The organism is uncultured Ferrovibrio sp. (assembly GCF_937960835.1).
GTDB lineage: Bacteria > Pseudomonadota > Alphaproteobacteria > Ferrovibrionales > Ferrovibrionaceae > Ferrovibrio.
Map to the genome: position 1 here is coordinate 80,822 of NZ_CALGPC010000016.1, position 17,718 is coordinate 98,539.

The 17,718-nt window shown below is 61.3% G+C and carries 22 protein-coding genes; 17 read left to right on the forward strand and 5 right to left on the reverse strand.

The features are described from left to right. Positions 1-19 precede the first annotated feature (19 nt). Positions 20-652 (forward strand): glutathione S-transferase, encoded by a 633-nt coding sequence (locus Q0603_RS16270; protein ID WP_298727608.1) that lies wholly within the window; start codon positions 20-22, stop codon positions 650-652. Positions 653-722: 70 nt separating this feature from the next. Here the strand turns inward: Q0603_RS16270 and Q0603_RS16275 are convergent, their stop codons facing one another. Continuing rightward, the gene (locus tag Q0603_RS16275) at positions 723-1,625 is read right to left on the reverse strand and encodes an IclR family transcriptional regulator (protein ID WP_366132906.1); all 903 of its coding nucleotides are present in this window, start codon (positions 1,623-1,625) and stop codon (positions 723-725) included. Continuing rightward, positions 1,517-1,933 carry a RidA family protein gene (locus Q0603_RS16280; RefSeq protein ID WP_298727612.1) on the reverse strand — a complete coding sequence of 139 codons (417 nt, stop codon included), beginning with the start codon at positions 1,931-1,933 and terminating at the stop codon, positions 1,517-1,519. Before Q0603_RS16280 ends, Q0603_RS16275 begins: the two co-directional genes overlap by 109 nt. A 124-nt stretch (positions 1,934-2,057) precedes the next feature. Here Q0603_RS16280 and Q0603_RS16285 point away from each other — a divergent pair, with 124 nt between their 5' ends. From Q0603_RS16285 to Q0603_RS16300, 4 genes are read left to right on the forward strand one after another with little or no spacing between them, the layout of a single operon-like run. Continuing rightward, the gene (locus Q0603_RS16285; protein ID WP_298727615.1) at positions 2,058-3,041 is read left to right on the forward strand and encodes an ABC transporter substrate-binding protein; all 984 of its coding nucleotides are present in this window, start codon (positions 2,058-2,060) and stop codon (positions 3,039-3,041) included. Positions 3,042-3,043: 2 nt separating this feature from the next. Then, on the forward strand, positions 3,044-3,250 hold the full coding sequence (locus Q0603_RS16290; protein WP_298727616.1) for a recombinase-like helix-turn-helix domain-containing protein: 207 nt from the start codon (positions 3,044-3,046) through the stop codon (positions 3,248-3,250). 2 nt (positions 3,251-3,252) lie between these two features. Next, entirely contained in the window at positions 3,253-4,302 is a 1,050-nt protein-coding gene (locus tag Q0603_RS16295) for an aromatic ring-hydroxylating dioxygenase subunit alpha (RefSeq protein ID WP_298727618.1), read from the forward strand. Between the two features lie 4 nt (positions 4,303-4,306). After that, a complete protein-coding gene (locus Q0603_RS16300; protein ID WP_298727620.1) occupies positions 4,307-5,194 on the forward strand; it encodes an NAD(P)-dependent oxidoreductase in 888 nt (295 codons plus the stop codon). Between the two features lie 13 nt (positions 5,195-5,207). Here Q0603_RS16300 and Q0603_RS16305 read toward each other — a convergent pair whose 3' ends face one another. Next, on the reverse strand, positions 5,208-6,146 hold the full coding sequence (locus Q0603_RS16305) for a LysR substrate-binding domain-containing protein (protein WP_298727622.1): 939 nt from the start codon (positions 6,144-6,146) through the stop codon (positions 5,208-5,210). 103 nt (positions 6,147-6,249) lie between these two features. Here Q0603_RS16305 and Q0603_RS16310 point away from each other — a divergent pair, with 103 nt between their 5' ends. Beyond that, a complete protein-coding gene (locus Q0603_RS16310) occupies positions 6,250-7,197 on the forward strand; it encodes a cupin domain-containing protein (RefSeq protein WP_298727624.1) in 948 nt (315 codons plus the stop codon). Next, entirely contained in the window at positions 7,194-7,961 is a 768-nt protein-coding gene (locus tag Q0603_RS16315; protein WP_298727627.1) for an alpha/beta fold hydrolase, read from the forward strand. Before Q0603_RS16310 ends, Q0603_RS16315 begins: the two co-directional genes overlap by 4 nt. Here the strand turns inward: Q0603_RS16315 and Q0603_RS16320 are convergent. Together Q0603_RS16320 and Q0603_RS16325 are read right to left on the reverse strand one after the other, a co-directional pair. Continuing rightward, positions 7,954-8,733: an SDR family oxidoreductase gene (locus Q0603_RS16320; RefSeq protein ID WP_298727628.1), complete on the reverse strand. Its 780-nt coding sequence runs from the start codon at positions 8,731-8,733 to the stop codon at positions 7,954-7,956. The two genes, Q0603_RS16315 and Q0603_RS16320, sit on opposite strands and share 8 nt — an antisense overlap. A 10-nt stretch (positions 8,734-8,743) precedes the next feature. Further along, positions 8,744-10,210 carry an aldehyde dehydrogenase gene (locus tag Q0603_RS16325; protein ID WP_298727629.1) on the reverse strand — a complete coding sequence of 489 codons (1,467 nt, stop codon included), beginning with the start codon at positions 10,208-10,210 and terminating at the stop codon, positions 8,744-8,746. 118 nt (positions 10,211-10,328) lie between these two features. Here Q0603_RS16325 and Q0603_RS16330 point away from each other — a divergent pair, with 118 nt between their 5' ends. The 10 genes from Q0603_RS16330 to Q0603_RS16375 are packed head-to-tail and all read left to right on the forward strand — an operon-like array spanning position 10,329 to position 17,698. Further along, positions 10,329-10,655, forward strand: a complete 327-nt coding sequence (locus Q0603_RS16330; RefSeq protein WP_298727631.1) for a hypothetical protein — start codon at positions 10,329-10,331, stop codon at positions 10,653-10,655. Then, positions 10,655-10,879: a recombinase-like helix-turn-helix domain-containing protein gene (locus Q0603_RS16335; protein WP_298727634.1), complete on the forward strand. Its 225-nt coding sequence runs from the start codon at positions 10,655-10,657 to the stop codon at positions 10,877-10,879. The genes Q0603_RS16330 and Q0603_RS16335 overlap by 1 nt, the downstream gene beginning before the upstream one ends. 24 nt (positions 10,880-10,903) lie before the next feature. Beyond that, positions 10,904-11,935 carry an aromatic ring-hydroxylating dioxygenase subunit alpha gene (locus tag Q0603_RS16340; RefSeq protein ID WP_298727636.1) on the forward strand — a complete coding sequence of 344 codons (1,032 nt, stop codon included), beginning with the start codon at positions 10,904-10,906 and terminating at the stop codon, positions 11,933-11,935. Positions 11,936-11,944: 9 nt separating this feature from the next. Beyond that, the gene (locus Q0603_RS16345; RefSeq protein ID WP_298727638.1) at positions 11,945-12,355 is read left to right on the forward strand and encodes a RidA family protein; all 411 of its coding nucleotides are present in this window, start codon (positions 11,945-11,947) and stop codon (positions 12,353-12,355) included. Between the two features lie 27 nt (positions 12,356-12,382). Continuing rightward, a complete protein-coding gene (locus Q0603_RS16350; RefSeq protein ID WP_298727640.1) occupies positions 12,383-13,351 on the forward strand; it encodes a PDR/VanB family oxidoreductase in 969 nt (322 codons plus the stop codon). Positions 13,352-13,362: 11 nt separating this feature from the next. Further along, complete coding sequence (locus Q0603_RS16355; protein ID WP_298727642.1) at positions 13,363-14,322, forward strand: VOC family protein; 960 nt, start codon at positions 13,363-13,365, stop codon at positions 14,320-14,322. Further along, positions 14,322-15,107 carry an ABC transporter ATP-binding protein gene (locus Q0603_RS16360; RefSeq protein ID WP_298727644.1) on the forward strand — a complete coding sequence of 262 codons (786 nt, stop codon included), beginning with the start codon at positions 14,322-14,324 and terminating at the stop codon, positions 15,105-15,107. Before Q0603_RS16355 ends, Q0603_RS16360 begins: the two co-directional genes overlap by 1 nt. A gap of 31 nt (positions 15,108-15,138) precedes the next feature. After that, a complete protein-coding gene (locus tag Q0603_RS16365) occupies positions 15,139-16,113 on the forward strand; it encodes an ABC transporter substrate-binding protein (protein ID WP_298727647.1) in 975 nt (324 codons plus the stop codon). 35 nt (positions 16,114-16,148) lie between these two features. Further along, the gene (locus Q0603_RS16370) at positions 16,149-16,943 is read left to right on the forward strand and encodes an ABC transporter permease (protein ID WP_298727649.1); all 795 of its coding nucleotides are present in this window, start codon (positions 16,149-16,151) and stop codon (positions 16,941-16,943) included. Further along, positions 16,940-17,698 (forward strand): SDR family oxidoreductase, encoded by a 759-nt coding sequence (locus Q0603_RS16375; RefSeq protein ID WP_298727651.1) that lies wholly within the window; start codon positions 16,940-16,942, stop codon positions 17,696-17,698. The genes Q0603_RS16370 and Q0603_RS16375 overlap by 4 nt, the downstream gene beginning before the upstream one ends. The last annotated feature ends 20 nt before the right edge of the window (positions 17,699-17,718 follow it).

Sequence of the window (17,718 nt, forward strand, 5' to 3'; positions counted from 1 at the left end):
CCTTTTTGGGAGGACGATTATGCTGAAGATCTGGGGCCGCGCGACGTCCGCCAACGTGATGAAGCTGCTCTGGTGCTGCAATGAAATCGGCATCGAATACGAGCGGATCGATCTGGGGGGCGAGTATGGCGGTCTGGACGATCCCGATTATCTGGCATTGAACCCCAATGGCCGGATTCCGACCATCCAGATCGAGGTGGACGGCAAGATCTTCACCTTGTGGGAATCGAATACGATCCTGCGGTACCTCTGCTCGAAATTCTCTTACGGCACCTTCTATCCGGCTGATCCGGAACAGCGGGCCGACGCCGAGCGCTGGATGGATTGGCAGCTTTGCCATATCCTGCCCGGCCTTTCGCCCATGTTCTTCGGGCTTCTCCGCACGCCCCCCGAACAGCGCGACCATGCCGCCATCGAGAATGGCCGCAAGCAGAACGAAATCTATTGGCGCATTCTCGATCGCCATCTCGCCAGCCGGCCCTATCTTTGCGGCGAGTCGATGACGATGGCGGAGTTCTCTCTCGGGATTTTCGTCTATCGCTGGCTCAACCTGCCGATCGAGCGCCCGGTCCTGCCGCATCTCCAGGCTTGGCATGAGCGGCTTGCCTCGCGCGAGGCTTATCGCAAATACGTCATGCTGCCGCTCAAATAGCCATCGTTGCAGTTTTGGCTTCGCGCGGCCAATGCGCCTGGCAGGAACAGTTTTTTGCTCTCAGGCTGAGTTAATCGGCGGCGGCCATGCGCCGTCCCCGGCCGGACATGTCCGGTGCGCTGGCTCCCATGGACTGGGAAATTTCCCTGGCGGCTGCCAGCAGCTTTGCCTTCACGGATGTCAGGAGTTCCTTCCGGGTGAGTGTCCCGCGCGCGGCGATGGCACTGATCGCGCCGACAATTTTATTGTCGTGACCTCGAACTGCGGTCGCGATTGCGAGCACATTGCCGAAGACGCCTTCACCCAGGGCATAGCCATTGGCGCGATCGGTCTCCAGCAGCTTCAGCAACTGATCGACCGAGGTCGGCGTGTTGTCACCGAAGGCGCGGAACGAAACGCCCTTGAACATTCTTCTGATCTCGGCCTCCGAATGGTCGACCAGCATCATGCGGCCGGTCACCGTTGCATATACCGGAATCGAGGAACCGACGCTGATGGTTGCCGAGAAGGGAATGTCGCTGAGGTGACGCAGCAGAAAGATCGAGTTGCAGCCCTCCAGAACGGCAAGATGGGTGTTGCAATTGGTCTCATCGCGCAGCCTGGCGAGGATCGGGTTGGCCAGCTGGACGATATCGAGCGACGCCAGATACTCAAAGCCAAGGCTGAGTACGCCCGCTCCGGCCGAGAAGGCATCGCCAGGCTCCTTGCGGAGCAGGTCCAGTTCCGTAAGGCATTGCAAAAGGCGATGGACCGTCGAACGTGGAATCTTGAGTTCAGCCACGATTTCGGGCGCCGTTATCCGGCGCCGATCCCTGTTGAGGAGCCGCAAAATGGCGATTCCTCGCTCAAGTCCCGGTACTCCACTCATTTTCGTTCCCCCTCGCGCCGCGATGCCCCAAGGACGGCGACCGCGTCGATTTCCACTAACAAATTGGGGGCGGCGAGGCCAGAGACGCCGACCAGGGTCGAGCATGGCATGGGATCGGTGAAGAATTCGCGCCGGACCAGGCTCGCTTCTTTCCGCAGGGAAAGATCGGTGACGTAAAACGTCAGCTTGACCACGTCCGCCATGCAGCTCCCTGCGGCGTTCAGCAGCGCTTCGATTTTCCGGAAGGTCTCGCGGGTCTGGCTCGCCATGCTGCCATCGCCGAGCAGTCCGCCATCGTCCGTGCCGGCATGCTGACCGGAAAGGAAAACGCTGTCGCCGACCCGCAGGCAATTCGAAAACAGCCGATGCGAAGGCTCGGGAACATCGGGGCTGCTGATTTGGATGATCGTCATGCTGCTTCCTCCTGAGCTGATCGAGAAATCGTCTTGACAGGGTTGGCATGCGCTCATACCCTTGTCCCATATAAGGTACATTGTTCCATATATGGAACGCAAGGCCCGGGGAGTGGAGGACTAAATGGTTTGCAGATTCCGGCATTTGATGATCGCGGCACTCGGGCTCACAGGCCTCTTATCGGTCTCGGCTCATGCGGCCGACCAGGTGACCTATCTTTTGCCGGCGCCTGCGGCGCGCCCGGCCTTTGGTCCTTGGACGATTGCGCAATACCGCGGCTACTATGAGAAGGAGGGGCTCTCCGTCACCTTCCAGACTGCCAAGGGTGGCGTCGATGTCGCCAAGCAGGTTGGTGCGGGCAATGCGCAGATCGGCGGTGCTCTGGGTGATACGCCGATCCTGGTGCGGCCGAACGGCATTGCGGTTAAGGCCGTGGCGCTGCTGGGCGGCCGCGGCGTGACCCAGCTCATCCTTCATGAAGACAGCCCGATCAAGGGGCCGGCTGATCTGAAGGGCAAGACGGTTACGGTACTGTCCTATCAGGACACCACGTTCTATGCACTGCTCGGCATGCTGGCCAGTGCAAACCTGACCAAGAACGATCTCGACATCCATTCGGCGGGGCCGAGCGGCATCTGGCAGCTCTTCCTGTCGAACAAGGCCGACGCAATGGCCGCGGTTCCTGACTATATCGGCTACGTCACCGAGGCGAAGGGCAAGATCCGGGCAATTCCGGGCGATACCTATTTCCAGAGCATGGCGCAGGCGATTGTCGCCTCCGATGACCTGATTAAGACGAATCCGCAGCTCATCCGCCGGATTGTCCGCGCCACGCTGCGCGGCATGCAGGATATCATGAAGAATCCTGCGGAGGCCGCTGCCGATTTCGTGAAGGCAACTCCAGAAAACAATGGCCGCGAAGCCACCGTCAAAACCATCTTTGAGTATTACGCGACCCATGTGTATCCCGGCCAGCAGGTTCTGGGCGCGATTGATCCCGAAAGAATGGCCAAGCTGCAGGATTTCTATGTCTCGGAAGGCGTAGTGCGTGAAAAGAGCCCGGTGGAAGCCTTGTTTACAAATCAGTTCGTAACCGAGGAGCGCTAAGGATGGCGAACGACAACGCGGTCGCATCTGACAAGACATACGAGGATCGCCTGGGCGATGCCCTTGAACATCTTCTGGCGAATGGTGCCGACGATCTGGCGGCCCTATCTGCCGGCCTGAATGCTCAGGGCATCACCCTGCCGGATGGCAGAGCCTGGACTGTTGAGAATCTGCAGGCAGAACTGCATCGGCTAGCGGAGAGTGCGTAACAATGATCAGAAAACCCAATCTTCCGGTCACAGCCGAGCAGATCCTGAAGACCGGCATCCTGAATCAATGGTATCTGGTCTGCAAAAGCAGTGATCTGGGCGCCACGCCTATCCGGCTTACCCGGCTTGGACGGCATATCGCGTTGTGGCGCGATGCGGAGGGCAAGGCGCACGCGGTTGAAGATTTCTGCCCGCATCGCGGCGCGCCGCTGTCGCACGGCTTGGTGGTCGACGGAAAACTGGCTTGCCGCTATCACGGGCTGGCCGTCGACGGGACGGGAACCGTCACCGATGTGCCGCCTGTCCATAATTGTCCTCTGGTTGGGCGCAAGCTGATCGAAGGTTATCCGGTTCGTGAAGCAGCCGGCGCGATCTGGCTCTACTTCTCGGATGGCATCGATGATCATGTGCCGGAACTCGAACTGCCGAACGAGCTGACCTCTCCCGAGTGGTCGGGCTTCATCTATGCGCAGGAATGGAACTGCCATTACCAGCTTCCGCTGGATAACCGGCTCGATCCGATGCATGCCATCTATCTGCATGCCGATTCCTTCACTCTGGCCTATGGCGTCAAGACGAGCGTCATCAATCTGACGGAAACCGAGCACGGTTTCGTCATTGAGCGCGACAACCAGCGCGGCGTGAACATCGACCGTACCGAGGTTGTCTACAAGCCGGGCAGCAATGTTTTCGTCTTCACCCAGATTCCCTATCCGAAGGCTGCTGGCGGCAACTTCTTCGCCATCGTCAGCCATCTCACTCCGATCGACGAGCATCGCACCTATCTCTGGGTGATGCGGTGCCAGAAATCGCAGGGCTGGCGCCGCGACCTGTGGCGTTTTTTGTACAAGAACAGGCTCGAGGCGCGGCACGACTACGTCATCGAGCAGGACAGGGCGATCATTGAAGCGATTCCCGCCGAGGCGGCGGGCCGCGAAGCCATGATCCAATGCGATATCGGCGTCTCCCGCATCCGGCGTATGCTCAAAAAGATCGCCGAGGAGCAGGCGCGGCGGATCAACGAGCATTATGGCGCGTTAGCCGCCGAGTAGAGCTGTGCAGAACGGTCATCCGCCCCGAGAACCGATCCTGTTCATCGGGGCGGGAAAGATGGGCGGGCCGATCATCGCCCGGCTGCTGAAAGCCGGGGTGACGGTCCGCTTCTTCGACATCTCGCCGGCGGTTGTGGCCCAGATCTCCGCCATGGGCGCGGATATAGCGCCGGATCCGTCGGCCGATCCTTCCGGACATAAATATATCTTTCTCTGCCTGCCAGCGCCCAGCAATGTCGCGCGGCTATTCGATGGCTGGAGAGTTACGCTTGCCCCTGGCACCGTGGTTGTGGATTTCACCACGGTATCGCCCACTATGGCACGCCATCTGGCAGAGCGGGCCGCAGAGCGGAAGGCGGTCTATCTGGAAAGTCCGCTCAGTGGCGGAGAGCGTGGTGCGATCACCGGCGATATGGTGGCCATCGTCAGCGGAGACCGTACAGCCTATGACTCTGTGCAGCCCTATTTGGAGATTATCGCCAGGACGGTGCGATATGCCGGCGCGACTGGGCAGGCCAGCCAGATCAAGGCGCTCAATCAGATTGCTTATATCGGATACAACCTGATTTTCGCCCAGATTATTCGTCTGGGCGAGGAGCTGGGGATCGAGCGCTCGTTATTGCTGGATGTCTTCCAGAACGGCGCACCGGCGCATCCGCTGATCAACGACCGGATGCCAAAGATACTGTCCAGCAACTTCAGTGAAGGATTTTCGCTGGTTCGGGCACTGAAGGACCTGGAATGTCTGGAGGTGCCTCCCGATCTCCAGAGCCAGCATCTTTTTCTGGCCGATCATTTCCGCTCGCTCGTCAAGGCAGCCGTGGCGGACGGCAAGGGCGAGCGGGATATCCTCGGCCTGTTCCTCGAACCAAAGGATCTGGCCGGCCGTTGATGCCGCGCGCCTTTCAAGGCTTCAGCTTGGCAACGAGGCTATCGGCGGTCTGCAAAAGACATTCGATGAACCGGGCGGCAGGCGGCGTGGGCGCATGCAGCTTGGAATAATAAATGCAGGTTCGCAGCAGGACGCGCGGCCGGAAAGGCCTGGCGACGAGTCCGGGAAAGATGCCTTCTGCAATAACGAGCGGATTGATCAATCCGATCCCGATTCCCTGCTGTACCAGGCTGCAGACGCCGATGGCGTTGGCCGCGACGATCGGGGTCGTATAGGCGACGCCAGCCTGCTGGAACATTGCACCGATCAGATGGGTGGTGGCGGAGTCGGCCGGCAGGCCGATCAGGGTTTCCTGTGCCAGGTCCTGCGGCCGGATCGTCGTGTTCCGGGCCAGCCGATGTGCTTTCGGCAGGACGGCAACCAGCCAGGTTTCGCATAGATCCTGCGCCGTGCAGAGCTGCATGACACGGGCATCAATTTCACGAACTAGCGGTGTGCCGACTCCCAGATCGACATGATAGCTGGCCACCTTGTCGAGCAGGTTGCGGGTACTGTCGATCTGGACCTCAACGCGGATATCGGGCCATTGCGCATGAAAGCGTTTGATGGCGGCAGGCAGCAGCGACGCAAGGGCTGGCCCCGCGGTACCGATGACCAGATGACCGATATCGCCGCCGCGCAAGGCCAGCGCCACCTCGCGCGCTCTTTCCAGGTGATCGACGGCGCGTTGCGCAAACGGCATCAGCCGCTCAGCTTCGGCGGTCGGCGTCAGCCGGCCGTTGACATGCCGGAACAGGGTCAGCCCGGTCTCCCGTTCCAGGGTTTTCAGGCTTTTGCTGACGGCCGCCAGCGAGATGCCGAGCTTGTCGGCGGCTTCCGCCATGTTGCGGCTCAGCAGCATGGTCAGAAAGATCTCGAAATGGCGGGTGGTGACGGAATTCGGCGGCAGCATGCATGGCGTCCCGGACTTAACCGCAAGTTAAGTCCTTTTTTATTGAGGTTGCAACCGGACTGGCCTTTGATCGTGTCTGTTCAGACATCACTCAGAGGCTGCCATGTCCGCCGATCCTGTCTCTCCTGCTGCCGCCGATCTGGCTGAAGTCATGGCCGGATTCATTGGCCGGCATACCGACAAAACCTTCGACTGGGATGCCTTCCCCAGCAATCGCGGCTTCCCTGATCTGGAGCGCGCACAGATGCGCTATGTCGGCGGCGGCGGTTCGCCCAAGGTCAACGATCCGGCGACGTTGAAGGCGCAGAATTTCACCTTCAGCCTGGTGCATAAGCCGGCCGGCAAATTCGCTGCCGCCCATGCTCATGAGGTGGTCGAGCATTTCCTGATTCTGCAGGGCGTGCTGACTGTCGGCTGGATCTGGGGCGACGAGGCGATTGAGGTCAAGCTTGGTCCCAAGGACATGGTTCTCAACAAGACCGGCCGGCCGCATGGCTTCCGCAATGATGGCGTCGAGCCGGTGCTGATGCAGATTACCGTAGGCAGCGGCAAACCCGAGCCGCCCGTCTATACCTGCCATCCGAAGGACAAGCCCTTGGAGCTGGCCCGCGCCTTCGGTGCCACCAAGGTGCATCCCTTCCGGCCCGACAGCAGCGATCCGCGTCAGCGGGAATTCGCCCAGCACGTGGTGCGGTATCGCGATCGCAAGCCGATCTGGGATCCGGCCGGTTTTGCCCGCCTTGTCTATATTGGCGAGGATGCAGCCCCGCCGCAGCGCTATCGCATGGACATGATCCACCTGCCGCGAGGCGCCGGCATTCGCGCCTATGCGCGCGATGTCGAGGATACGTATTTCGTCCTCGACGGCGTGCTGACGGTTGGCTGGGAGGAGAATGGCAAGGTGGTCGAACAGCGCCTTGGCGCGCGCGACCTCATCTTCAATCCGGCGGGACGCAAGCATTATTTCCGGAACGACGGTCCGACAGACGTGCAATTCACCATGGTGGTCGGCACGCCGGAACCGGAAACGGAAAAGTTCCAAGGGATATGACCATCTCGTATTTGGAGGCGGGGCGCGGCACCGCGCTGGTACTGCTGCACGGCATCGGCTCGGCCGCGGCCTCCTTCCGGGATCAGATCGACGGATTGTCCGATCGTTGCCGTGTCATCGCCTGGGATGCGCCAGGATATGGCAAATCGGCCGCCCTGGGCATGGCGCACCCGGATGCAGGTGATTATGCGGCTGCGCTCCTGGCTTTTCTCGACAGCCTGGATGTGGAGCGCTGTCATCTGGTCGGACATTCGCTTGGCTGCCTGATGGCGGCACGCTTCGCCGCCATCCATCCGGATCGCGTTCTCAGCCTCACATTATCCAGTATTGCCATCGGTCATGCCTCGCTGCCGGAAGCCGAACGGCAGAAGCTGCTGAGCCAGCGGCTGGAGGATGTTGCGGCTTTGGGGCCGCGTGGCATGGCCGAAAAGCGCGGACCGCGGCTCCTTGGTCCAGATGCCTCGCCGGAGATGATCCGGCGCGTGGTCGATACAATGGGAGCCATTCGGCCGGATGGCTATGCCCAGGCGGCGCGCATGCTGTCGACGGGGGATGTGAAGGCCGACGTAAAACGTCTGCCACCTGCCATGCCGCTGCAGATCGTCTACGGCGATGCGGATGTGATCACGCCGCCGGCGCGGAATCTGGAGGTCGCAGCCCTGCGTCCGTCAGCGCCCGTGCATGTGATTCCGGCGGCGGGACATGCGCTGTATCTGGAGAAGCCGGATCGCTTCAATGCGATCCTTGCCGGTCTCCTTAGATGATCTGAGGATGCGCTCCGCCGTCGATCAGGATGCTTTGTCCTGAGATGTAGCCGGCATGCGCGCTGCACAGGAACGCGCAGAGCTTGCCCAGTTCGCTCGGCTCGCCGAAACGGCCAGCCGGCAACTCGGCGCGACGGGCGGCCAGAGCTTGCTCGGTACTGATGCCTTGCTGCTTGGCCCGGAACGCGAAGTTGCTGACCAGCCGGTCAGTGGCGAAAGGCCCGGGCAGGATGTTGTTGAGCGTCACGTTGCGGCTGACGTGACTGCGCACCAAGGTGCTGACCAGGCCATGCAGGCCCGCGCGCGCCGCGGCGCTCAAGCCCTGCATGTCGATCGGGTGGCGCACCACGCTGGAGGTGATGTTGACGATGCGGCCGAAGCCGCGTTCGGCCATGCCGTCCACCACGGCAGCAATCATCGCCGCTGGCGCGCGCAGATTGCTGGCCAGCGCCTGAGACCAGTCGGCATCCGACCAGGTTTGCAGCTTTCCTGGCGGCGGTCCGCCGGCATTGTTAATCAGGATATCGGGCGCAGGGCAGGCGGCAAGGAGCGCGGCACGGCCGGTTTCCGTGCTGATGTCACCCGCCACCGGCGTGACCGTAACCTGATACGCCGTCGCTATGGCATCGGCGGCCGCTTTCAGCGTCTCCGCATCGCGGCCGTTCAGCACGATATCGACGCCTTCGGCCGCCAGTGCTTCCGCGCAGGCGCGTCCCAGGCCCTTGCTGCCGGCACAAACAATGGCCTTGCGCCCTTTGATTCCGAAATCCATTTCCCGCCTCTCAATTCGCCCAGGGGAGCGGCCGTCCGCTCAGGTCCCAGTACACGCTCTTTTGCCGCATATAGGCGCGCAAGCCATCCAGGGCCTTTTCGCGTCCCATGCCGCTCTCCTTGTTGCCGCCGAAGGGTGTGGCGATGCTGAACAGCTTATAGGTATTGATCCAGACCGTGCCGGCATCCACCGCGCGGGCGATGCGCCAGGCGCGGCGGTAATCGGCTGTCCAGATACCGCAGGCCAGCCCGTAGACGCTGTCATTGGCCTGGGCGATGAGATCGTCTTCGTCGTCAAAGGGGAGCAATACGCCAACCGGACCGAAGATTTCCTCGCGTGCGGTGCGGCAGCTATTGGTCAAGCCGTCGATCAGGGCGGGCTGGAAGTAGTTTCCTGCCTCCAGGCCCGCATCGTCCGGCACCGCGCCGCCGCACAGGATGCGCCCGCCTTCTTCCTGCGCCAGCTTTACATATCCTTGCACCTTGGCGCGGTGGTCGCGGGAAATAAGCGGTCCAATCTGAGTCGCCGTATCGGCGGGATTGCCGATCCGCAGCGCTTCCGTGCGGCGGACCAGTTCCGCGACAAAGCGGTCATAGATGGCGCGGGCAACGAAGATGCGCGAACCGGCGATGCAGGATTGCCCTTGGCTTGAGAAGATGCCGAACAGCACGCCGTTTATGGCTTGGGCAAGATCGGCATCGGCGCAGACGATATTCGGTGACTTGCCGCCCAGCTCGAGCGAAACGGGCATCAGCTTGTCGGCGGCGACGCGGCCGATGGCGCGGCCGGTGACCGTGCCGCCGGTAAATGTCACCTTGCGGATTCCGGGATGCGCCACCAGGGCCGCGCCGGTGATCGCGCCGGTGCCGGGCAGCACGCTAAGCAGGCCTTTCGGCAACCCGGCCTCATCGGCCAGTTTGGCCAGTTCCAGTGCCAGCAAGGGTGTGAGCTCGGAGGGCTTGACGATCACCGCATTGCCAGCGGCCAGAGCGGGCGCGATTTTCTGCGCTTCGCTTGCGATGGGGGAATTCCACGGCGTGATGGCGGCTATCGGCCCAAGCGGCTCGTAAACACTCATCGACAGATAGTCGCCACGCGGCGGCGTGATCTCGCCGCCCAGCGTCTCGCAAGCGGCTGCGAAATAGCGGAAGGTGCCGATTGCGCTGGCGACCAGGGCCCGCGTTTCGTGAATGGGCTTGCCATTATCCTGGCGCTGCAGCTGTGCCAGCCGTTCGGCATCGCGTTCGATCAAGGCGGCAATGCGCTGCAGATACAGCGCCCGCTGATGAGGCAGCAGATTGCGCCATGCCGGATCCGCCATTGCCCTTTCAGCGCAGCTTACCGCTTCAGCAACATCCGCGGTATCGGCCGTCGAAACCTCTGCCAGCAAGCTGTTGTCGTGCGGGTTTCGTGTTTCCAGGGGAGCGCCGCGGCCGATGCGCCATTCGCCGCCGAGATAAAGGGGAAGGGGATGCATGCAACACTCGCTGACTGAGAATCCGCTTTACAAAAGCGTATCGAAACTCTAGCCTGTTTTAAATAAGAAATGACGTTTCTCTATTGAAACGTCTCTTTGAAGCACTAGGGATGGCTCCATGAGCGACACCGCCGAGACAATGCTCCTTACCGTGTTCCTGCGGCATGATCAGTCGAACAACCTCGATGCCATCCAGACCAAGCTGAAAGAGGCCGAGTGGTGGGATCGCTTTCCGCCGGCGGGCGTGGAGGTCGTTTCCTGGTATGTCGCTATGGGGTTCGGGCAGATCGTGACCCTGCGGCTGCCGCCCTCCAAGTTGGGAGCGGTGAACGTGGAACTGGAGCGCTCGGCCTGGGGCGTGTTCCGCACTGAATGCATGCCGGCCTACGACTTCCTGCCGGTCCGCGAAAAAATCAAAGAGCGTGTGCGTAATGGGGGCAAGTGATGCAGCCACAATCGCTTTATCTCAATCCGCATCAGACCCGGGATCACGAGCCAGATGCCTACGAGAATCTGTTGGGCGACGCCATCGAGCGCTGCTACGCCGCTGGCATCCATGACCTCGAAGGCCTCGTTGCCAAGCTGAACGAGAATTGCGTTCCGGCTCCGGGCGGCCAGCCTTGGACACCTGAACTGTTCAGGCAGGAAATGAAACGCCTTGGCGCTTGATGCATTCAGCTCAGGAGAACAGCGATGACCGGAATCTCTGAAGCCGCAGTCGAAGATCTTCTCGCCAAGGGTCTGCGTAATCTCTGGTATCCGATTTGCCCGTCCAGCTTCGTGAAGGACAAGCCGGTTTCCCTGCGCCGGCTCGGCTACAAGATGGTGCTGTGGCGCGAGCGCGACGGCACGGTGAATGCGTTGGAGGACCATTGCCCGCATCGCGGTGCGCCGCTGTCGCTGGGCATTGTGATGGATGACCGCCTGGCCTGCGGCTATCACGGGGTGCAGGTGCGCAAGGATGGCGTCGCCGTTTCGGTGCCGGGCAGCCCGGGCTGTAAGCTGGAAGGCATGAAATGCGTCAAGGTTTTTCCGGTCAAGGAAACCAACGACGTGATCTTCGCCTATGTGGGCGACGAGCAGCATCCCGATCCGGTGGAAATGAAGCTACCCGAGGAATTGACCTCGGAAGAGTTCAGTTCATTCCTCTGCTATGCCGAATGGCGCGGCGATTACCGCTATGTCTATGACAATGTCATGGACCCGATGCATGGGACTTACCTGCATAAGCAGTCCCATTCCATGTCGTTCGGCGATACCAAGGCGAAATTCCAGATCCGCGATACCGATACCGGCTTCGTCTTCGAGAAGATCGGCCAGCGCAACGTGAACTTTGACTGGACCGAGTTTGGCGACACCGGAATCCATTGGCTGCGCCTGGAGATTCCGTATCCGCCCACCGGCGGCCCCGGCGGTAACTTCCATATCGTCGGCATGTACACGCCGATTACGCCGGGCGTTTCGGCAGTATTCCATTGGCGCTGCCGCCGGCTGAGCGGCTGGCAGCGGGATACCTGGCGGTTCCTCTATAAGAACCGGCTCGAGGCCCGTCACTGGGCGGTGCTTGAGCAGGATCGCGTGATGCTTGAGGAGTTCGAACCCGACGCCAACAAGCGCGAGATCCTCTACCAGCATGATATGGGCCTTGTGCGCCTGCGGCGTTACTTCCGCAACAAGGCCGAAGCGCAACTGCAGAGCCTGGCTGCTGCAGGTCACGCGGAATAGGAGCGTTACGTGTCGAAGTTAGTCCGCAGGATCGTCGCGCCGGGCGTTGCAGAGCCGCCGAATGCGACCTGGTCGAATGGTCTGGTCATCGGCGACGAAATCGTGCTGTCGGGGATTACCGCGCGCGGTGCGGACGGCAAGGCGATCGGCGGCGACAGCGTCGAGAAGCAAACGCTGGCGATCTTCGATCGCATCCGGCAGTTGGTCGAGGCGGCTGGCGGTGGTGTGCATAACATCTACAAGCTGGTTGTCTACGTCACCGACATCGCTCGCAAGGACGAGGTCAACGCGGCCCGCGCGGCTTTCTTCAAGCCGATCTATCCCTGTTCGACCCTGGTCGAGGTCAGTGGCCTGGTCTTTCCGGACCTTCTCGTGGAGGTCGATGCCTTCGCCAATTTGAGTGTTGATCTGCGTGCCTGACCGGCTGCTTCCTGGAGTTCTTGATTAATGACTGATGCGGCTCATTCCTCCAAATCCCTGACGGTGCGCGTGCAGCGCATCGAATGGGAGGCTGAAGGCGTCATCAGCGTGGAGCTGCGCCGCCCGGACAATGAGCCGCTGCCAGAATTTACCGCGGGCGCACATATAGATATTCATCTGCCGAACGGACTGGTCCGCAGCTACTCGCTGTCGAGTGATTCATCGGACCGTCAGCGCTATGTGGTCGGCGTTGGCCTGGATGCGGCCAGCCGTGGCGGATCGTCCTATATCCACAATCAGCTGCGCGTCGGGCAGATGCTGACGATCGACGGCCCGCGCAACCATTTTCCGCTGGTCGAGGATGCCGAGCAGGTGGTGTTCATCGCCGGCGGCATCGGCATCACGCCGTTATTCTGCATGATGCGCCGCCTCAATGCCCTGGGGCGGAAGTTCGAGTTGCACTATGCCACCCGAAACCGGCGGCGGATGGCCTTTCTGACCGCTGTCCAGGCGCTGGGCCCTGTGCATGTTCACTGCGATGAGGAACAGGGCGGCCGTCCGCTCGATCTCGCCGCCATCATCCGGAAGTATCCTGCAGGCACGCATTTCTATTGCTGCGGTCCGACGCCGATGCTGACGGCTTTCGAGCAGGCCACGGAGCATCTGCCGGCCGATCTCGTCCATGTCGAATATTTTTCGCCCAAGCCGCAGGATCCGGCCGCCGAGAGCAATACTTTCACGGTGGTTCTGGCCCGTACCGGTCGGGAATACGTCGTTCCTGCTGACAAGAGCATCCTCGACGTATTGGTGCAGCAGGGCGTCAGCGTTGAGAGCTCCTGTCTGGACGGCATCTGCGGCACCTGTGAGATCCGCGTGCTGGAAGGGGTGCCGGATCATCGGGACTCCGTGCTGACCAAAGCCGAGCAGGAAGCCAACAAGTCGATGATGATCTGCGTGTCGCGCTGCAAGGGCGACCGCCTGGTTTTGGATTTGTGACGGGGGACGCCATGAGTGTTTTGGGAATTGATCGCATCACCTACGGCGTCGACGATCTCGCGGCCTGCCGCAAGTTCTTCCTCGATTGGGGGCTGAAGCTGGTCCGGGAGGATGAAAACGGCCTCGATTTCGAAAGCCTGAATGGATGCGAGGTCTGGATACGCAAGACGACCGATCCCAGCCTGCCGCCGGCCTTCGAAGAGGGGCCGACGCTGCGCCAAGTGATCTGGGGAGTCGAAAGTTCGGCCGATCTCGATGCTTATCGTCCGCATCTGGCCGCAGCGCCGGGATTTAGCGAACAGGACAATACCCTTTTTGCCATCGATCCCAATGGCATGGGGATGGGGTTGCGCGTCTCGCGCAAGCGTCCGGTGGATGTCGTTGGCGCCGCAAGCAACAGCTGGGGGCGCACCGAGCGTATCGATGTGCCCGGTCCGGTTTATGAGCGCGCCGAGCCGATCGAGGTCGGCCATGTCGTCTTTTTCACCAATGCGCTCGAGGCGACCACGGCCTTCTACCAGAAGCTTGGTTTCTGCCTGTCCGACCGCTATCCCGGCCGCGGGCATTTCATGCGCTGCGCCGAACGCGGCGGTCATCACGATCTTTTCCTGCTGCAGACGCCGGAGGCGCGCCGCGGCCTCAATCACATTGCCTTTACTGTGCGTGACATCCATGAGGTCTTTGGCGGCGGGCTGCACATCTCGCGCTGCGGCTGGGAGACCCAGCTTGGCCCTGGCCGGCATCCGATTTCTTCGGCCTATTTCTGGTACTTCAAAAACCCGGCCGGGGCGCTGGTCGAATACTATGCCGATGAAGACGAGCTGACCGAGAAATGGCAGCCGCGCGATTTCGAACCGGGTCCGACGGTCTTCGCCGAATGGGCGGTGGCCGGCGGCCTCGACGGCAACACCCGGCGCCAGAAGACCGGGGCCCCCAATGCCGATAGTCGCTTTCTGACGGAGAAACGGTGATGGCGAAGATTCGCCTTGAGTTCCGCAAGGTCACGAAACGCTTTCCGGCGCAGCAGCGCAATGGCGAGCCGATCACCGCGGTACAGGACGTATCGTTCACGATCAGCGATGGCGAGGTCGTGTCGATCATCGGCCCGTCCGGCTGCGGCAAGAGCACGCTGCTGAACATGGGGTCCGGGCTTGATCCCGTCAGCGAGGGTCAGGTCTTTGTCGATGGCGAGCTGGTAACCCGACCCAACGAGCATGTCGCCTTCATGCTCCAGAAGGACCTGCTGCTGCCCTGGCGCACCATCCGCGAGAATGTCGAACTCGGCCTGGAGATCCAGGGCCGCCCGGCTCAGGAACGTCATCGCATCGCCGAGAACCTGCTGGCAAAATGCCGCCTGCAGGATTTCGTGCATCATTACCCGCATCAGCTTTCCGGCGGCATGCGCCAGCGCGCGGCGCTGGCCCGCACTCTGGCGGTCGACCCTGCCGTGCTGCTGATGGATGAGCCGTTCTCGGCACTCGACGCGCAGACCAAGATGGTTCTGCAGCAGGATCTCGGCCGCACGCTGGCAGAGGCCGGCAAGACGGCTTTGTTCATCACCCACGATTTGGCCGAGGCGATCGCGCTTTCCGATCGCGTGCTGGTGATGAGTCAGCGGCCGGGACGCATCATCGAGGAAATCAAAGTCGATATCGGCAATCGGGACAATCCGATGGAGCGCCGGAAAAGCCCGAAAGTTGGCCCGTATGTGTCAGCGTTGATGGAACTTCTGCATATCGATCAGGCAGCGGCCTGATTGCAGACAATCGAGAAGGAAAGGGGGCGTCATGACAAGATTGCGTAAGATCGTATTGGGAGGACTGGCCTGTATCGGATTGGCGGCAGCCGTTCCGGCCGCTCAGGCCCAGGATGTCACGTATCTGCTGCCGGCGCCTCAGGTTCTGCCGGCCTTCGGTCCCTGGATGGTGGCGCAGCAGCGCGGCTATTTCAAAGATGAGGGGCTGAACGTCACCTTCCAGATCGGCAAGGGTGGCGTCGATGTCGCCAAGCAGGTCGGCGCAGGCAATGCCGTGATCGGCGGCGCAATCGGCGATACGCCGATCCTGGTGCGTCCGAACGGCGTGCCGGTGAAGTCGGTTGCCGTCATCGGCGGCCGGTCCCTGATGCAGCTGGTAATCAACAAGGACAAGGTCAAGTCAATCAAGGACCTGAAGGGCAAGACCGTCACCACGATGGCCTATCAGGACACCACCTTCTTCGCTCTGCTCGGCATGCTAGCTACGCAGGGCATGACCAAGAATGACGTCAATGCGCAGGCGGTCGGTCCGCTCAACGTCTGGAAGCTGTTCGCGGCGGGCGAGGCCGATGCCATGGCCTCCACGCCCGACTGGACCTACAACGTGATGAGCACCAGCAAGATCAATCTGGAAATCATCCCGTCGGATACGCATTTCCGCAGCATGGCGCAGGCAATCCTCGCCTCGGATGAGACGATCCAGAAGAATCCTGAGCTGATCCGCAAGCTCGTCCGCGCCACCCTCAAGGGCATGAAGGCGATCATGGACGATCCGGCCGCCAGCGCCGCCGATTACATCAAGGCGGTGCCCGAGCATGCCGGCAAGGAAGCCGCCATGACCGAAATCTTCAAGATGTACATCGAATATGTCTACCAGGGTCAGAAGGTGCTGGGCGAGATGGATGAGCAGCGGCTGAGCGCCCTGCAGGACTTCTATCTCAAGGAAGGCATCGTTCGCGAGAAGACGCCGGTCAAGGACCTCTACACCAACCAGTTCATTCAGTAACGGCCCAAATCGGGAGGCCGGCGGAGATCAAGACGATGGATGCCCTTTTGCCACAGACGTCGACGCAACGCATGATGATCGGCAGCTTTGTTCTGCTGATCCTGTTCCTGGTTGCGTGGGAATGGCTGCCCGGCTTGTTCGGTATCCCCGCCTTTATCATCCCGCCGGCCTCCAAGGTCTGGGACGAGTTCCTGCACATGCTGGCCAATGACCGGCTGCTGTTCCATACCATGATCACCGCGATGCAGGTGCTGGTCGGCTTCCTGCTCGGCGTTCTGCTTGGCATGATTGTCGGCTTTGTGCTGGGCATGTCGCCGACTGCGGAATTCATGCTGTCGCCTTATATCCTGGCGCTGCAGATTGCCCCGAAGGTGGCCTTCGCGCCGCTCTTCGTGATCTGGTTCGGCTATACCGTTTATCCGAAAATCCTGGTCGCCGTTCTCATCGTTTTCTTCCCGGTGATGATCAATGTGCTGGGCGCCGTGCGGGCCATCGACCCGGATATCGTCCGCTTGGCAAAATCTTTTACCGCCAGCCGCCTGCAGGTTTTCTGGAAGATCGAGTTCCCTGCCGCAATGCCGCCTTTCTTCGCCGGCCTGCGCATTGCCGCGACTCTGGCGGTGATCGGCGTAGTGGTCGGCGAGCTGGTCGGCGGCAATACCGGCCTGGGCTATCTGCTCACCTTTGGCGAAGGCGCGGGCAATACGGCGATGGTTTTCGTCGCCATCATCATGCTGACCCTGATCGGTATTGCGCTTTACGGCGCCATCGTGCTGATCGAGAACCGGATTCTGCATTACCTGCCGGCGCGGGCGCGCAAGACCGCATGACGCTGCAGGGGCGCATCCTCGTCATTACCGGGGCCGGCCGCGGCCTGGGGCGCAGCTTCGCCGAAGCCTGCGCCAAGGCCGGTGCCGCGGCTATCGTCGTGGCCGATATCAATGCCGAATGGGGCGAGGCGACCGCACAGGTCCTGCGCGAGCGGGGGACCGATGCGATCTTTTTGCCGGTTGATCTGGGGCAGCCGCAATCCATCGAGGATTTCTCCAAGCTGGTGGCGGACCGCTACGGCCGCGTGGACGGCCTGGTCAATAATGCCGCGATTGCCACCGGCATCGGCGGCAAGACCTTCGAGGAAATCGATATCGAAACCTGGGATCGGGTGATGAGCGTCAACGTGCGCGGCACCTGGTTGATGGTGAAGGCGATGGCGCCATTGCTGCGCAAGGCGGAAGATGGCGGGCGCATCGTCAATCTCGCATCCGATACCGCCCTCTGGGGAGCGCCGCGGCTGCTGCATTATGTCGGCAGCAAGGGAGCGATCATCGCCATGACGCGTTCTCTGGCTCGGGAACTCGGTCCAGACAACATCACTGTCAACGCCATAGCTCCCGGCCTTGTTGTGGTCGAAGCCACGGAATACGTTCCCCAGGAACGTCACCAGCTTTATGTGTCCGGCCGCGCCATGCAGCGGCAGCAATTTCCCGAAGATGTGACCGGCGCCGTGGTCTTCCTGCTGAGTGCCTCCGCCGGCTTCGTCACGGGACAGCTGCTGCCGGTCAATGGCGGATTTGTCTTCAACTGACCGCGCAATGCTTATGGAGA

What these genes read in the sequence shown, in the direction of transcription:
- Q0603_RS16275 (WP_366132906.1), bottom strand. Translation starts at nt 1,625, where the DNA reads ATGCTCGACCCTGGTCGGCGTCTCTGGCCTCGCCGCCCCCAATTTGTT.
- Q0603_RS16340 (WP_298727636.1), top strand. Translation starts at nt 10,904, where the DNA reads ATGACCGGAATCTCTGAAGCCGCAGTCGAAGATCTTCTCGCCAAGGGT.
- Q0603_RS16360 (WP_298727644.1), top strand. Translation starts at nt 14,322, where the DNA reads ATGGCGAAGATTCGCCTTGAGTTCCGCAAGGTCACGAAACGCTTTCCG.
- Q0603_RS16350 (WP_298727640.1), top strand. Translation starts at nt 12,383, where the DNA reads ATGACTGATGCGGCTCATTCCTCCAAATCCCTGACGGTGCGCGTGCAG.
- Q0603_RS16320 (WP_298727628.1), bottom strand. Translation starts at nt 8,733, where the DNA reads ATGGATTTCGGAATCAAAGGGCGCAAGGCCATTGTTTGTGCCGGCAGC.
- Q0603_RS16280 (WP_298727612.1), bottom strand. Translation starts at nt 1,933, where the DNA reads ATGACGATCATCCAAATCAGCAGCCCCGATGTTCCCGAGCCTTCGCAT.
- Q0603_RS16290 (WP_298727616.1), top strand. Translation starts at nt 3,044, where the DNA reads ATGGCGAACGACAACGCGGTCGCATCTGACAAGACATACGAGGATCGC.
- Q0603_RS16315 (WP_298727627.1), top strand. Translation starts at nt 7,194, where the DNA reads ATGACCATCTCGTATTTGGAGGCGGGGCGCGGCACCGCGCTGGTACTG.
- Q0603_RS16285 (WP_298727615.1), top strand. Translation starts at nt 2,058, where the DNA reads ATGGTTTGCAGATTCCGGCATTTGATGATCGCGGCACTCGGGCTCACA.
- Q0603_RS16330 (WP_298727631.1), top strand. Translation starts at nt 10,329, where the DNA reads ATGAGCGACACCGCCGAGACAATGCTCCTTACCGTGTTCCTGCGGCAT.
- Q0603_RS16325 (WP_298727629.1), bottom strand. Translation starts at nt 10,210, where the DNA reads ATGCATCCCCTTCCCCTTTATCTCGGCGGCGAATGGCGCATCGGCCGC.
- Q0603_RS16295 (WP_298727618.1), top strand. Translation starts at nt 3,253, where the DNA reads ATGATCAGAAAACCCAATCTTCCGGTCACAGCCGAGCAGATCCTGAAG.
- Q0603_RS16375 (WP_298727651.1), top strand. Translation starts at nt 16,940, where the DNA reads ATGACGCTGCAGGGGCGCATCCTCGTCATTACCGGGGCCGGCCGCGGC.
- Q0603_RS16370 (WP_298727649.1), top strand. Translation starts at nt 16,149, where the DNA reads ATGGATGCCCTTTTGCCACAGACGTCGACGCAACGCATGATGATCGGC.
- Q0603_RS16310 (WP_298727624.1), top strand. Translation starts at nt 6,250, where the DNA reads ATGTCCGCCGATCCTGTCTCTCCTGCTGCCGCCGATCTGGCTGAAGTC.
- Q0603_RS16335 (WP_298727634.1), top strand. Translation starts at nt 10,655, where the DNA reads ATGCAGCCACAATCGCTTTATCTCAATCCGCATCAGACCCGGGATCAC.
- Q0603_RS16305 (WP_298727622.1), bottom strand. Translation starts at nt 6,146, where the DNA reads ATGCTGCCGCCGAATTCCGTCACCACCCGCCATTTCGAGATCTTTCTG.
- Q0603_RS16270 (WP_298727608.1), top strand. Translation starts at nt 20, where the DNA reads ATGCTGAAGATCTGGGGCCGCGCGACGTCCGCCAACGTGATGAAGCTG.
- Q0603_RS16365 (WP_298727647.1), top strand. Translation starts at nt 15,139, where the DNA reads ATGACAAGATTGCGTAAGATCGTATTGGGAGGACTGGCCTGTATCGGA.
- Q0603_RS16355 (WP_298727642.1), top strand. Translation starts at nt 13,363, where the DNA reads ATGAGTGTTTTGGGAATTGATCGCATCACCTACGGCGTCGACGATCTC.